The following is a 13503-nucleotide window of genomic DNA, read 5'->3' on the forward strand; positions in this document are numbered from 1 at the left end:
CAAATTGAATTAATTTGGAAGGTGCATTGCATGGAAGATAAAATGTTTTCAAAAGATCCACGTTTTAAAGTAGCGAAAAGAGAAGCATGGATAGGTGTGGGACTCGTAGTTATTAATTTTCTTTGGTGGTTTGGTTTCGCTTATGGTCTTTCGAAAGGTTCACCAACCGAATATACATACATACTTGGATTCCCGGCTTGGTTTTTCTACAGTTGCATTGGCGGCTTAATCATAATGTCCATTCTTATTACATTTGTCGTAAAAGTTTTTTTAAAGAAGTCCCCTTTGATGAAGAGGTTCAATCAGATGAAAAAGCAAATAAAGGGGGATTATGATGAGTTTGGGGATTTTGCTACCGTTATTATTTTTTCTTTTTATCATATTCTTTGTTGGAATGTGGACGAATAAATATGTCAGCCAATCTGATTCGTTTCTCCACGAATATTTTCTTGGTAGCCGTAATATGGGGGATTTATCCTAGCCATGACGATGATGGCAACTTACGGAAGTGCCAGCAGCTTTATCGGCGGTCCGGGCGTAGCATATTCCACCGGCCTCGGTTGGGTTCTTTTATCGATGGCCCAACTTCCTGCAGGCTATTTTGTCCTGATGATTCTTGGAAAAAAATTTGCCATCGTTGCCAGGCAATATCATTCAGTAACTTTAATTGATTTTTTAAAAAGTCGTTATCAAAGTGAACTTGTCGGACTATTGGCTGCACTTAGCATTATTATTTTCCTGTTTTCATCCATGGCAGCACAATGGGTCGGTGGTGCAAGATTGATAGAATCATTGCTCGATATACCGTACTGGTTAGCATTATTGATTTTTGCCCTTTCCGTCATGATTTATGTTGTTGTTGGGGGATTCCGTGCGGTTGCCTTAACAGACACGGTTTTAGGTGCGGTGATGTTTTTTGGAACGTTGATTTTATTAGTGGCGACGATTATTGCAGGTGGTGGAGTAACGAATATTATGCAAAAACTTGTTGCCATTGATCCGGACCTGATTAGTCCGTTTGGTGCGAATGGAGAGTTAAGTCCGTTATATGTGTCTTCCTATTGGATATTGGTTGGTGTCGGGGTCGTTGGCTTGCCACAAATTGTTGTCCGAGCAATGTCGTATAAAAATGCAAAAGCGATGCATCAAGCCATCATCATCAGTACGGTTTTTGTCGGCATGATTATGCTCGGAATGCATTTAATTGGAGTGTTTGCACGTGCCATTAATCCGAATATTGCTGTAGGTGATACGGTGATGCCTACAATTGCGATGGAAGTTTTACCGCCCGTATTAGCCGGTATCGTTCTTGCCGCACCGATGGCAGCCATTATTTCAACGGTGAATGCGCTCCTAATTATGGTCAGCTCTGCAGTTGTTAAAGATATATATTTGAGCTACATCAATCGAGATACGAAAGAACAGAAAATTCGGAAAATCAGTTATACCGTAACGGCTGTACTGGGAGTTATCGTTTTCTTTATGGCATTATCACCACCGGACTTTCTTATTTGGCTGAACTTATTTTCCTTTGGGGGATTGGAGGCAGCGTTTATTTGGCCGGTGATTTTAGGGCTATATTGGAAAAAAGGCAATCGCTACGGTGCCATTTGGTCCATGATTGTCGGCGTTAGTTCTTATATTTTATTTCATACGTATTACCCGAACGCATTCGGTATGCATACAGTTGTCATGCCGGTCGTACTGTCACTAATCACCTTTGTTGTTGCCAGTAAAAAAATTGTGTACAAGCCATTAAAGCAGGTTGATTAGACACAGCAGATAAAAAAGTTCACCAAACGAAAAACCCGAGAATGTTAATGTTTTACATTCACGGGTTTTCCGGTTTTGGCATCGAAGGACAGGACCTTGAAACTTCACTTCATTAAAAAAAGATTATTAGGACCCTGATAGATATCGCATTACTACGGTACAAAATATTATACTTTGAGCGCTCGGATTATAAAAAATCGGCTTTTTAGTGCTAAAAATTATATCCACCCATTTTCACGTGCTTTTTCAATTGCTTGCTGTCTTGATTCGACTTCAAGCTTTTGAATGGCGGAAGAAAAATAGTTTCTAACGGTTCCATTTGTTAGAAATAGCGTTTTACCAATGTCATGCGTCGTCTTTCCTTCCTTAGCCATTCTTAATACTTCAATTTCACGATCGGTTAAAGGGTTTTCTTGTTTTATAAAAAGGGTCGCAGCTAAGTCTGTACTGATTACACGTTCGCCATTCATTACTTTCCGAATAGCTTCGATTAAATAATCAATCGGTTCATCTTTTAACAAATAGCCTTCCACTTTTGCATCCATCGCCTTTTGTAAATAGCCTGGGCGCGCAAAAGTTGTTACAATAATAATTTTGCATGTGCTTCCCGCATGTCTAAGTTTTTCAGCTAATTCAAGACCCGTTATTGATGGAATTTCAATATCAAGTAAACAGACGTCTGGTTCATATCTCTGAATTGCCTCCCAAGCTGCTTTCCCATCGGATACTTCTGCTAGGACTTCAATGTCATTTTCCAATTTTAATAAAGAAGTGAGTGCACCACGAAGCATTTTCTGATCTTCTGCAATGATCACTCGTATCATATGGCATTTCCTCCTTCATTTGTATGAACCGGAACTTTTAAAGTGATGGAAACACCTTTATTCAAAGAACCATTCACTTCAGCCGTACCGTTCAGCTTTTCCATTCGTTCTTGTATCGACCGGATGCCATTCCCATATCCCTTTTTTAAATCACCGTTTCCATCATCCAATATTTGAATATGATACATTTTATCTTGATAATATTTTGTAATCATACAATGCTTTGCTTGACTATGTTTTATTATATTTGTAATTGATTCCCGTAGAGAAAGTGCCAGCATCGTTTCCGTGACACTTGATAATAAAGGAAGTTTTTCTTTCTCCACAATCGTTAATTCGATCCCGACTGTTTGTAAAATCTTTTTTGATTCTTCAATCTCCTTCTCCAGTGAAACAAAATTCATATCTGTCACCAGTTCTCTTATTTGTTTTAGCGCAAATCGAGAAGAGTTCAGAATATCTTTCATCTCTTCCTTCGCTTGTTTTGCATCTGTTTCTACTAATTTTATCGTCAGTTCGCTTTTAAGCTTAATCATTGTTAATGTTTGACCAAGTGTATCATGAAGGTCTCTGGCAATCCGATGCCTTTCCTCTTCTTGTATATAACGTTCCAGCTGAGCATTTGCTGTATCGAGCTTTCCTTGAAGAGCCTTTGCCTTTTCCTTTGTATAAACGACAAATGGAATAAATAGTTGGACAATCATAAAAGGAAGTAACATCGAGTTGGCAAAAAGGAAGGGATGTCCATCAGTCAGCCAATTAAATAAGCAATACACCATGACAATTCCAACCATCCCTATACCAATATAGATTTTGCGTTTTGCCCTTCCTAACAGATCGGCATAAATAAATCCATATAAAAGCAGCCACTTTTGTAGGAAAACTTCTAAAATGACAAGACTACCGAACCCGGAAAAACAACCTACAAGCAAACGCCAATCTCGATACCATAAACAAACATAGTGAGATAATAACACAATGGAGATGAGCAAAAGCTTTCCCGAAAGACCAAGGCTGCTTTCTGTTTTTATAACTTTATAGATTAAGAAAACAATTGCAACTATATCAATAAGTAGATATTTTTCTACTTGATCAATAGGGTATAGCTTTTTAAAAGTCATGCAAAACACCTCTTCTCGTTCGCACTGAAAAAGTCCATTTTTATAAAAGATAACCATCATATACAATTTTTGTGGTTCACCAAATGAAGTTATTGTAGATATCTGATAAAATCTATTTGGATGCTAATCCTTTTTTGTCTTTCGGGGGTTTTTGATTGTCTGTAAACCTGTGTAGTTTTCCCATCCCTTACTAAATGTAGGGTTTCCTCTATCTCTGCTATAATTACTGCCGAATAAAACTTACTATAATTTTTCTTGTTGTTTCCATGGGCCCTAGTTTAAATTTTTGCAACCACAAGGAAGCAAATCCAATTTGGAAAGACGTAATAAGGAACCATATTAAAACAATCGTTACTGAGTCAACTTTATTTCCTAATCCAAATCCCCATCCGTAAAATAGAATCGAACAAATTAAATTTTGCATCACATAACAGCTTAATGACATTCTTCCGACCTTTTCGAGTTTATTCCATAACCAAAACTGTGCTGTTCTTTCAAAGACTTTTGAAATGAGTGCTAAATATCCTAAAGACAAGATAGGAGCAAATAAATAACGAATTGGAAAATCAAACACACCACCTGGAACAAAATAAAGTAAATTCAATGGCAATCCTATATAAAAACCGAGTTTAAATAATTTCTCCCGTTTTTTCTTCCCTTGGTCATCTGGCGCAAAGAAACCTGCTCTCATTAGCCGTACGCCTAATAAGAAAAGAAAAATATTCATAGGAATCACAAATAAAACCTCAATTCTAAGCAAAATAAAATTCATGAACCGATATTGTATCTGCTCGAACCAGCTTCCATCTTTATAAAGTGACACGATACCACTCATTTCACCTAATGATATATTCGCAGATGAACCAAAATAAACCCCGATGATTAAAAGAGATAGCATGATTGTTGCATGAAAACCGCCAATCATTTTCATCGCTTTCGAAATTACCCGGTCTCCTCGTTTTACAATCCATGCAACAATAATCGCAGCAATACCATAACTCATTAAAATATCGTATTCCATCACCAATATAAAATGGATGAAGCCTTCTGTTATTAAAATTATAGAAGTCCAAATATACAACCCTGGCCAAGCTGTGTTATTTTTTAATGATTGCCGGTATTTTAATTCAAGTCCTACACCAAACATTATCGTTAATAAACCGAGCATTTTTCCATTCACGAAAAATAATACTAAAATTCTAATAAAATCTTGAAAGGAAGTCCACCAATAGTGATCAAATGTAAATATATAGGACAAATCCCCTAAGTGAGCAAAAATCCAAATATTTGTTCCAAGTGTACCAAGCACTGCAAAACCTCTCAGTATATCTAGTAAGCGAATTCTTTTTTCTGACATATGTCCGTTCAGTCCCCTTTCGTCATAAGTTGCTTTTATTATAGATGCGAAAGGAAAGTAGCGGTATTCACAGGAATCAGGACTGTTTTAATGACATGTGTCATATTGCAAATCGAGTAGGAGGGAGTGATTAGCTCCCGTCCTCTCACACCACCGTACGTACGGTTCCGTATACGGCGGTTCAATTAAGATGATTGACGCAAGTTTTCATAACTTCCGTGAATAGCTTGTCTTCTTATGCCAGTGGTCACTCCACCCTCCAAGAGGTCTCCCACGGGATTCACCGCTTCCTTCCTCAAGTGAGGTACTACGTTTTCTGTGTTCATCATGACTCACTGAATGCCAAGGGCTATTCTCTCTTAATTGTTCGGTCCTTCTTAGTAGTTCTAAACCAACTAATACTATGACCTCTGCTGACTTCTGACGGTTCAGCTACTTATCACTAAGTAGGTTATGAAGCGTACTTCACATATCCGCCAGACCTCCCCGGGTAAGAATGTAATCTTTCCTTCCATCTATCTGCTTCATTTACTCTGTACCACCTTTGGCAGAAAGGACTTTGTTTTGTTTAGCAAACTCATCCAATGATACCTAGCCTTATATGAAGTTCGTGTTCCTCAGACCGAAAGTTTGCCGCTCGCTTCCTTCAGATTCCGCGTCACCACGGACACCCTTGCTCTTGGCTAACCTCTACTTCTGTCTTCGGGGTTCGGGACTTACACCCTATAGTTCATGTACATGCCGGGCGCACGTAAAAAAACAGAAAAAAGCACCGCCAACAACATTAGCGGTGCCTGTAAGGAAAATCTACATCTTGCTTAATGTTTCCATTATCAATAATTGTTCCCATTTTCCTGGAGAGTATGTAATAAAGGGAGAAACAGATAGTCCACTTACTCGGTTAATCTATATTGACTACTTTGATTAACCGAAAGCGAAAAATTAAGGAAATAATGTATCCAATAAAGGCTAACAATAAAGTGAAATTGTTAAAGCTAAAATTGATTGATACAAGTGTTAAAATAATTATTCCTATAAGTAGATACAACATTTTATTCATATTTCTATAAAGGTTCATTTACAGTAAGAAGCCTTGGAGTTGATCAATTTAGAATTACTTGTAATGTTAATTTTAGTTATGACGTAAAAAATTGTAAATTATCAAGATCCCCCTAGTGCTAGTGCTGAAGTATGGCTAGGTTGGACAGGTGAAATTACGAATAAAACAGTTCAAAAGATTGATTCTACAGCAGCGGATGCAATAGCAGACGCTAATTATAAATATATTAAACTCGTAGGAAACGTTGCAGGTCATATTGAATTGCGATTTACCGCAACAGGAAATTATTATATGCATGATACTTATATAGGTACTTCTCGTTATTGACTAATAAGTTTCATCGGATAAACCGCTATTCTAACAGCTCATGGAATTTTGTAGTGAACAAGATTTCATGAGCTTAAACGCTGGATTCTATACTACTAAATATGGTGATGTTATCAGAACATACAAGAGTTCAACAAATCTTTAAAAAGTAACCGCCTAATTAAAACTTTTAGATGTTTTGTAATCATTAAATCAACATCAAAAGGTACTTTTTCAACGAGTGGTTCAAGTGCTAAAACACATGTTAAGTAAAACCCAAAAAATGATTTTTTCTAATCTATTTCCATGAAAAAGAAAAAAGCCCGAAACCTCTTTAAATATCAAGGATTTCGAGCATATGATTAGTTGATTAAACTTATTCGTTATTGTACAAGTAGCGTCCTAGAAGGGATTTATACCTAGAAAAAACATTGTGAGAAAAAGAAAGCCATACCCGCTAGAAACGATTCCAAGATAGCTTCTCAAACAATTCCGAAATTAATCGAATTGATCGCATTTATAAATACTCTTATTTCAATACATACTCCGCAAGCACACGCTGCACATTGTATATATTCGTCGATCTATTGAACGTCTTTTGAATCGGTAACTCACTACCGGACACCCAAATTTTTAACTCCGCATCTAAATCGAATGTGCCAGCGTTTTCCACTGAAAAATGCAATATGCTTCTGTACGGAATAGAATGATATTCAACTTTCTTCCCCGTCATCCCCTGCTTATCTATCAGTATCAATCGTTTATTAGTAAAAACAAACATATCTCTAATGACTTTATAAGCGTGCTCTACACTTTCCGAAGGTATTAAGATTTCTTTCAATTCTTCATTTATTTTTTCAACACTGACTTCGCTAGCATTTCCCATTAAACCGTCGAATAACCCCATTACATAACACCCCTTTGGTATTGTTATTAAATTTTAATATACCATAATTTGTATAAACTTGAAAACAATTCAATAATATTGTCCTAAGGCTTGAAAAATATTTGCAAATTTTTACCCCTAAATATAAAAAAGTTGCTAGCAAGTTCTGACTGTCAGATGAGCCCGTTTGAGCAGGCCGGCTTGGGGGTTTTGAACGCAAAAAAAGAGCAACCAACTTTATTCGTTGATTGCTTATCTTTTTATGCTTTCTATTAATTTTATTGCTACATCAAATGGCCTGTTTCCACTAAGCCAATTTCTGACGATTCAACATCGTTAAGTATATGCTTCTATGATGAACACAATGAACACTTATAGTAACTTAATATCTAGAGCGGTTCAAGAGCTGCATCTCAATTTGATAAATTTTTAAAGAGAATGTTTGAAAATGGAACATTTTGGAGCATTTTTATTTCATGCAAAATTGTGAATAAAAATAAAAAAACCTTACAACCATTGAGGAAGTAAGGTTTCATAATAGCGTCCCAGGAGGACATATAATAAAACCGTCGAAACCTTGATATTACAGTCATTTTAAATCGTATTGTGTAATATTTGTGTAATATATAATTTTAACTAACGCCACTCAAAACGAGTGGCAATTTTATTTTACCAATACAGCCACTCTGGGCCACGTAGATTATTACCGTTAACAAACTCCACATCTTGGCCAATTAAATCTGCGGCCAAATCTTCATAGTATTTGTCCAGTAAATTACGCAATGTGTTGTTAAAGTATCCAGTGATAGATTTTACACGACCATTTTTAACCGCTCTAAACGTGTATTTTAGGGCTTCAATGGCTATGTCGATGTCTGGCTTATTAATTTGTTTGGATACTTGTGCCAAAAAAATGCCATAGAATTTAGAAGCTAGCTTATTGTCTTTAACAAAATAGCTTACAAACTGTTTTAATCTTTGGTATGGTGTTTGCTCTTTAGTTGTCAACAATTTGTCCACAGATTCAGACGGCTGCGCAGCATACGTATCTTTAGAATTATTTAATAGATTAAAAGAGTTTAATGGTTGTTTTTCAAAATTTTGTTCAGAAATGTTGTCTTTATTAGTGTTTTCAGCATTTGATTGCTCGGACATTTTCGCTGGGACATTATGCGGTAAAATAATATAGATGTTTGCTCCTTGGCCACCTTTTCCGCGAGTATAATTTACTTTTTTAATAATGCCCAATGATTCTAATTTTTTGATTGCACGATAAACAGTTTTCGTGCTAATTCCAAGACTATCTGCAATCGTTTCCGCTTTTAAATGAGAAGCACCAGGGTACTGTAACGAATGTGAAGCAAGTTTGAAAACGATGGCACGTTCTGATTTAGTTAGAACATAGTAATGTGCTTGAATATGTTTTTCAACGTGCTGATCCATTTCTTCTACTGATGTAAATGTTGTGTATTGTGCTAAGTATTCAAATGCCATCGTTCTCACCTCGCTTTCCCACTTCACTCATTGATTAATTCATTAAATCTTCTACAATTTCTTTTACTTCATCAGTTTGCTCTTTAACTTTCTTTGGATATCTAAAAACATCAACGTAATGCCGAATAGCCTCGAATTCACCTTTCACATACTTCGGAAGTTTTTCATCGTACAAATTACTTGTAAAATAGTCATATTTTCCACGACTATTTAATTTAAAAACTGTGATGTCTGCTTGAATTAAACCGTCTTGTTCAAAAATGTGATAGTAAATTTTCCATTTACCGTTATCGCTAATCCAAGAAGTTTTTTCGATTGTTTTAAGCATTATTAATCAACCACCTTCAAAATTTACTTAATCGAAATGAGCTTTCAAAAAAAATTTCTTTTAAGTAAATTTTCTTTTAAGTAAATCATAATTTCTTTTAAGTAAATTGTCAACAAATATTTCTTTTAAGTAAAATATGTATTATTATTTAATTAGAAATTTATTCATTATTTACTTTTTCCACAGTGTTTTTTAGAAAGTAGGTGACGTATGGTTAAATTAGTTTCAAATTTAGGAAATTTATTAAAACAAAGAGGATGGGACCAAAAAAGGCTTGTGGAAGAAACGGGTCTAAATCCTCGTACAATCAGTGAATTGGTAAATAATAAAACTATACGAATTAATAAAAATGCATTAGAGAAAATTGCAGAAGCTTTGGATATAAAAGATATCAATTTGATTATCCAGTTTGAAGATGACAATAATGAAGAAAAATAAAAAGCCAAGTAGAAAATTAATCTACTCGGCTTTTTTATATTACTTTTCACACGCCCAACCATCGCCGTCACGATCAAACTTTTTCTGATAAGCTGGATGGTCTGACGCTACACCATTTGGATAAACTTCTCTTAATTCAGTGCAATTTTTAAAATCTGTTTTTATATTTTCGTTAGTGGAATTGTTACTGTTTGAATTATTATTATTTGTAGATTTATCATCTAAATCATCGCCAGTAGTCGTTCCATCTGTACCGTATCGCCACAATCCACGATTATTTTCACGTGCTTCTCTTGCGAATTTGACAAAAAATTCGCTGTACGTTACATCAGGAGCATATGTTGCGGGTTGTGCATATCCGTTCAACACTAAATCTGCATTAAACATTTTTGTACGAATTTCATTTTCATCCATTACATCAGTTGGAACTTCCATCCATACTAATCGCAATAAACGGCCATAACGATCCGTTTCAGATACGTCTTTTTGCAAATATACAGTTTTACCTTCCAATTTAGATGTTGTATAATTGCTAGCTTCCTTTCCAAATACTTCAGTTCTCGTTGTTGATTCAGGCGTATTAACGCCGATTAAACGAACTTTACTACCATTAACCAACTCAAATGTATCCCCATCCACAACTCGTGATACTGTAGCAGCTTCAAGTCCTAATTTTTTTGCAATTTCCGCTTTGTCATAAGTTGTATTATTTTGAACCGCATTCATTGCACGATACATAAACACTGCATAGTGCGCACGAGTTAATGAATTGTTCGGTTTAAATGTACCGTCTTCATATCCTGTTGTTACTCCATTGGCATATAACGCTTTGACAAATTCTTCGTACTTTGTATTTTTAACATCATTAAATACAAAATCTGTATTAGGTTCAAGGTTAAATGCTACTGATAAAATTTTAGCCATCTCGCCACGGGTTAAAGGTTTTGATGGATTGATGTTTCCGTTTTTATCCGTATCCAACAATCCAGCTTCCATTAACAATTTAATTTCTTGATAGTATGGATTTTTTGTCGTTAAGTCTTTTGGCTGAACAAACTCTCTTACTTTTTCAAGTTCAATTCCATTAGCTTTCATAGCACGAACAATTAAAACAGCAGCATGTTGCCGACTAATTGTTTGATTCGGCTTAAACGTACCGTCAGAATAACCATTAATGATATTTTTATCTTGCATTTCTGTGATAATTTGATAGTACTGATAGCTTGCTGGAATGTCAGTAAATTGTTTCTGAGCATCTGTAGGAATAGGCGCTACTAATGCAGGTGTAGCTATAGCTAATGCTAGTGTAGAAATAAATAATTTTTTCATAAACTACCTCCAAAATACCACAATTATATTTTGGATAATTATAACAAAATAGGTTTGATTTATCTATTCTACAATGTACGATATGGCAAATTAAGTAGTCTTTTAGCTTCTTCATTTACCCAATTCCGCAGAGCAATATTTGAGTACTTTAACTCGAACTTTATTCCTCGTTCCAGAACAATATACTCGGTGAATGATTCATCCAAACGATTTTCTGAATCAATTTTTACTCCATTTCTATATAATTGGTCCTTTTTATTACTTAATAATTATTTGACCATTAACCCCTCAAATTTTGTTTTTGGCTAATAAACTCGATAGAAAAGTGCAATACAAATTGGAAGATTATTTCTATAATTACAATAAAAAGGGGGTGGGAATTTGAAAGTGCGGGTGCTTTTGAAGAGTGGGGCCATAATTGTAGTGAATTTGGGAATAGTACCTATGCATATTCAAATGGATAACCAAATGATGTTTGATTACATGCTAGATATTTTTGAAGAGAAAGGAATACGCGTAAAAGAAATTGCAGCAATTTTTCCAGATGATTACGAATTTGAAATGATTAATTAAGTTATTCAAATAACAGAATCCGCCCTCCTATTGTGGAAGGCGGTTTTATGATATTCAATAAATAATTCATCTAATACTTATTATATTCATCAAGCAGTTCTATTCAAGTAAATAATTGCATAGCTAATTAACTGTGAATCTGTGTAGCTTTTAATACGTTCTTCCGTGTGATATGCAGCATTGAATACTCCTTGCTTGCACGCTTTTCGGATAAGCTCCCTTGCTTCATTACGAGCTGTGTCTGTTAGCATGAATTTTTCCTCATTCTTTTGTTCACTAATTGTTGAAGTTGAATTTAATGATTTACCAACATATTCTGCTAAACACTTAGCAATCGCACGACATATTTTTTCGAAATCCCTACGATAGATCGCTACGTCCACAGTGCTATTGACAAAGCATACCTCGATGAGAATGGCAGGTTTGTTTGTATTGCGTAAAAAAGCTAATTCTTTACGCTCTTTCGCCCCTCGATTGATTAGACCTGATATGTCTGATATTGCTTTACTAACTTTTGCTGCAAGGTCTTTTTGGTCGTAATAAAGCACTTCAACACCTAGCCCTTTGTCTGTTCGGGTTGCCGAGTTGAAGTGTACGGATACATCAAGTTTTCGGTTGGTTTTATTATGCTGTGTCACTAAATAATTGAGATTTTGTTGTTGATTTTTAGAAGTATTATCTTCCACATGGTTTACTGTGATTCCATTACTTCTTAAGATTTCGACCACTCGATTAACCACTTTTCGTGCTTCGGTCACTTCATCGATTAAATCACGTGCACCTGTACCAGGCAACCAGTGTCCAGGACTGATTGTAATCATAATTCACCACCCCCATCACCTGTTTTATCTTTAACGATTTTTAATAAACTTTGCACAAACGTAGGTATCGGCGCACCCATTTTCACGCCATTTTCGGTAATGGAAATAAACTCGATAGCAATATAAGCAAATGCCGCTCCATCACCGATATAACCGCCAAAAATATCGAACTCTGTGTAATATCCTGCTAGATATTCAAGTGCATAAATTAAGCTAATCAAAATTAAAATATAGAGTTTTTTAATAAAACCTACCCACCCAATACGACTGTTCAACTCTTTATTGATACCTGCAGCGATTAATCCTGTGATGTAATCTGCTAACATAAACAAAATAAGGATGGACACCGCCACCCCGACTAAGCCAAACATATAAGATACAATAGATCCAATAATTCCACTTATTAATGCAACTTTTTGTTCAATGTTCATGTTAATTGTGCCCTCCTATTTTGCCCAATAAGAAAAGCACCCTCGGGTGAGAGTGCTTATATTTCAGAAAAAGAAGTTACTTTTACACTGAAATAACCATATTTTTGTTTAATTAAATTAGTTACTTCATTTACAAATTCTCTTTCTTTTTCTAAATCAGTTTCAAAATCTTCGTAATCATATTCTTCGAAATACATAATTTCTATATCACTTTCAATCCTCGAATTTCTTGTTCTATTAAAAAGATACTTAACTGCAACTTCCATTATTACCCCTCCTTTCGCCTACTCGATTCGACAAAAGGAAGTATTTTCCTTCTAATCTTGACATAAAAAATAAGGCCACATTACTGCGCGTTTTCTTCATCTAATATTTGATTCACTACTTCTCTTAAATTAAACAAATTCGGAACTTGATTACGAGTATATTTGCCTTCTCTTACGTTTCTAGCCCATATTCTCGCAAGTGCTGATTCTTTACTATAAAGCATTAATTATACCCTCCTTGAAGCATTGCTAGTGTTGTTGTTAATTCTAAAATTGCTTGTTCTTGTTCTGCAATTTTATTTCTTAAAATTTCAATTTCGCTTTTTGGTATATCTTCAAAAATTGGTTCTTTTGTTTCTACATTTACAGCTACAACATGTTTTCCTTCTGGAATCTCAAGTTCTAAATACGGTATTCCAACAGGAACTCTATAAGAACCGGTGATTTGTTGAATAATAGAACCTTCGTTGTCATAGATAATTAATGTTTTCATATA

At 35.2% G+C, this 13503-nt stretch carries 16 protein-coding genes and 1 pseudogene; 4 read left to right on the forward strand and 13 right to left on the reverse strand.

Going from position 1 to position 13503, the window contains the following annotated elements; all coding sequences use genetic code 11:
- Positions 1-30 precede the first annotated feature (30 nt).
- Both NST98_RS05455 and panF read left to right on the forward strand, forming a co-directional pair.
- The gene (locus NST98_RS05455; protein WP_445684026.1) at positions 31-408 is read left to right on the forward strand and encodes a YhdT family protein; all 378 of its coding nucleotides are present in this window, start codon (positions 31-33) and stop codon (positions 406-408) included.
- Positions 335-1773: pseudogene (panF, locus tag NST98_RS05460) on the forward strand (sodium/pantothenate symporter). The gene NST98_RS05455 and the pseudogene panF overlap by 74 nt, the downstream one beginning before the upstream one ends.
- Before the next feature lie 218 nt (positions 1774-1991).
- Here the strand turns inward: panF and NST98_RS05465 are convergent.
- The 7 genes from NST98_RS05465 to NST98_RS05495 all read right to left on the reverse strand — a co-directional run bounded on the left by NST98_RS05465 (position 1992) and on the right by NST98_RS05495 (position 9149).
- On the reverse strand, positions 1992-2597 hold the full coding sequence (locus NST98_RS05465) for a response regulator transcription factor (protein WP_034767617.1): 606 nt from the start codon (positions 2595-2597) through the stop codon (positions 1992-1994).
- Positions 2594-3718 carry a sensor histidine kinase gene (locus NST98_RS05470; RefSeq protein ID WP_340714635.1) on the reverse strand — a complete coding sequence of 375 codons (1125 nt, stop codon included), beginning with the start codon at positions 3716-3718 and terminating at the stop codon, positions 2594-2596. Before NST98_RS05470 ends, NST98_RS05465 begins: the two co-directional genes overlap by 4 nt.
- Before the next feature lie 223 nt (positions 3719-3941).
- Entirely contained in the window at positions 3942-5075 is a 1134-nt protein-coding gene (locus NST98_RS05475; RefSeq protein WP_340714636.1) for a DUF418 domain-containing protein, read from the reverse strand.
- 185 nt (positions 5076-5260) lie between these two features.
- Positions 5261-5404, reverse strand: coding sequence for a hypothetical protein (locus tag NST98_RS05480; protein ID WP_340714637.1), 144 nt, complete (start codon positions 5402-5404; stop codon positions 5261-5263).
- Between the two features lie 1566 nt (positions 5405-6970).
- On the reverse strand, positions 6971-7348 hold the full coding sequence (locus tag NST98_RS05485; protein ID WP_016837209.1) for a PH domain-containing protein: 378 nt from the start codon (positions 7346-7348) through the stop codon (positions 6971-6973).
- Between the two features lie 648 nt (positions 7349-7996).
- Positions 7997-8821, reverse strand: a complete 825-nt coding sequence (locus NST98_RS05490; RefSeq protein WP_340714638.1) for a helix-turn-helix domain-containing protein — start codon at positions 8819-8821, stop codon at positions 7997-7999.
- 34 nt (positions 8822-8855) lie between these two features.
- On the reverse strand, positions 8856-9149 hold the full coding sequence (locus NST98_RS05495; RefSeq protein ID WP_340714639.1) for a hypothetical protein: 294 nt from the start codon (positions 9147-9149) through the stop codon (positions 8856-8858).
- Between the two features lie 210 nt (positions 9150-9359).
- Here NST98_RS05495 and NST98_RS05500 point away from each other — a divergent pair, with 210 nt between their 5' ends.
- Complete coding sequence (locus NST98_RS05500) at positions 9360-9587, forward strand: helix-turn-helix domain-containing protein (RefSeq protein WP_340709553.1); 228 nt, start codon at positions 9360-9362, stop codon at positions 9585-9587.
- Positions 9588-9626: 39 nt separating this feature from the next.
- On the opposite strand, the gene NST98_RS05505 is transcribed toward NST98_RS05500, so the two are convergent.
- Positions 9627-10916, reverse strand: coding sequence for an S-layer homology domain-containing protein (locus tag NST98_RS05505; RefSeq protein WP_340714640.1), 1290 nt, complete (start codon positions 10914-10916; stop codon positions 9627-9629).
- A 429-nt stretch (positions 10917-11345) separates the two neighbouring features.
- On the opposite strand from NST98_RS05505, the gene NST98_RS05510 reads away from it, so the two are divergent.
- The gene (locus NST98_RS05510) at positions 11346-11489 is read left to right on the forward strand and encodes a hypothetical protein (protein ID WP_340714641.1); all 144 of its coding nucleotides are present in this window, start codon (positions 11346-11348) and stop codon (positions 11487-11489) included.
- An 89-nt stretch (positions 11490-11578) separates the two neighbouring features.
- On the opposite strand, the gene NST98_RS05515 is transcribed toward NST98_RS05510, so the two are convergent.
- From NST98_RS05515 to NST98_RS05535, 5 genes are all read right to left on the reverse strand, one after another.
- Positions 11579-12310, reverse strand: coding sequence for an N-acetylmuramoyl-L-alanine amidase (locus NST98_RS05515; RefSeq protein ID WP_340714642.1), 732 nt, complete (start codon positions 12308-12310; stop codon positions 11579-11581).
- Positions 12307-12741, reverse strand: coding sequence for a phage holin family protein (locus tag NST98_RS05520; protein ID WP_340714643.1), 435 nt, complete (start codon positions 12739-12741; stop codon positions 12307-12309). Before NST98_RS05520 ends, NST98_RS05515 begins: the two co-directional genes overlap by 4 nt.
- A 56-nt stretch (positions 12742-12797) precedes the next feature.
- Positions 12798-13007, reverse strand: a complete 210-nt coding sequence (locus NST98_RS05525) for a hypothetical protein (RefSeq protein ID WP_340714644.1) — start codon at positions 13005-13007, stop codon at positions 12798-12800.
- 80 nt (positions 13008-13087) lie between these two features.
- Positions 13088-13231, reverse strand: coding sequence for a hypothetical protein (locus NST98_RS05530; protein WP_340709560.1), 144 nt, complete (start codon positions 13229-13231; stop codon positions 13088-13090).
- Positions 13231-13500 (reverse strand): hypothetical protein, encoded by a 270-nt coding sequence (locus NST98_RS05535; protein ID WP_340714645.1) that lies wholly within the window; start codon positions 13498-13500, stop codon positions 13231-13233. Before NST98_RS05535 ends, NST98_RS05530 begins: the two co-directional genes overlap by 1 nt.
- Between the last annotated feature and the right edge of the window lie 3 nt (positions 13501-13503).

The sequence above is a fragment of the Ureibacillus sp. FSL W8-0352 genome (genome assembly GCF_038004345.1).
Taxonomy (GTDB): domain Bacteria; phylum Bacillota; class Bacilli; order Bacillales_A; family Planococcaceae; genus Ureibacillus; species Ureibacillus thermosphaericus.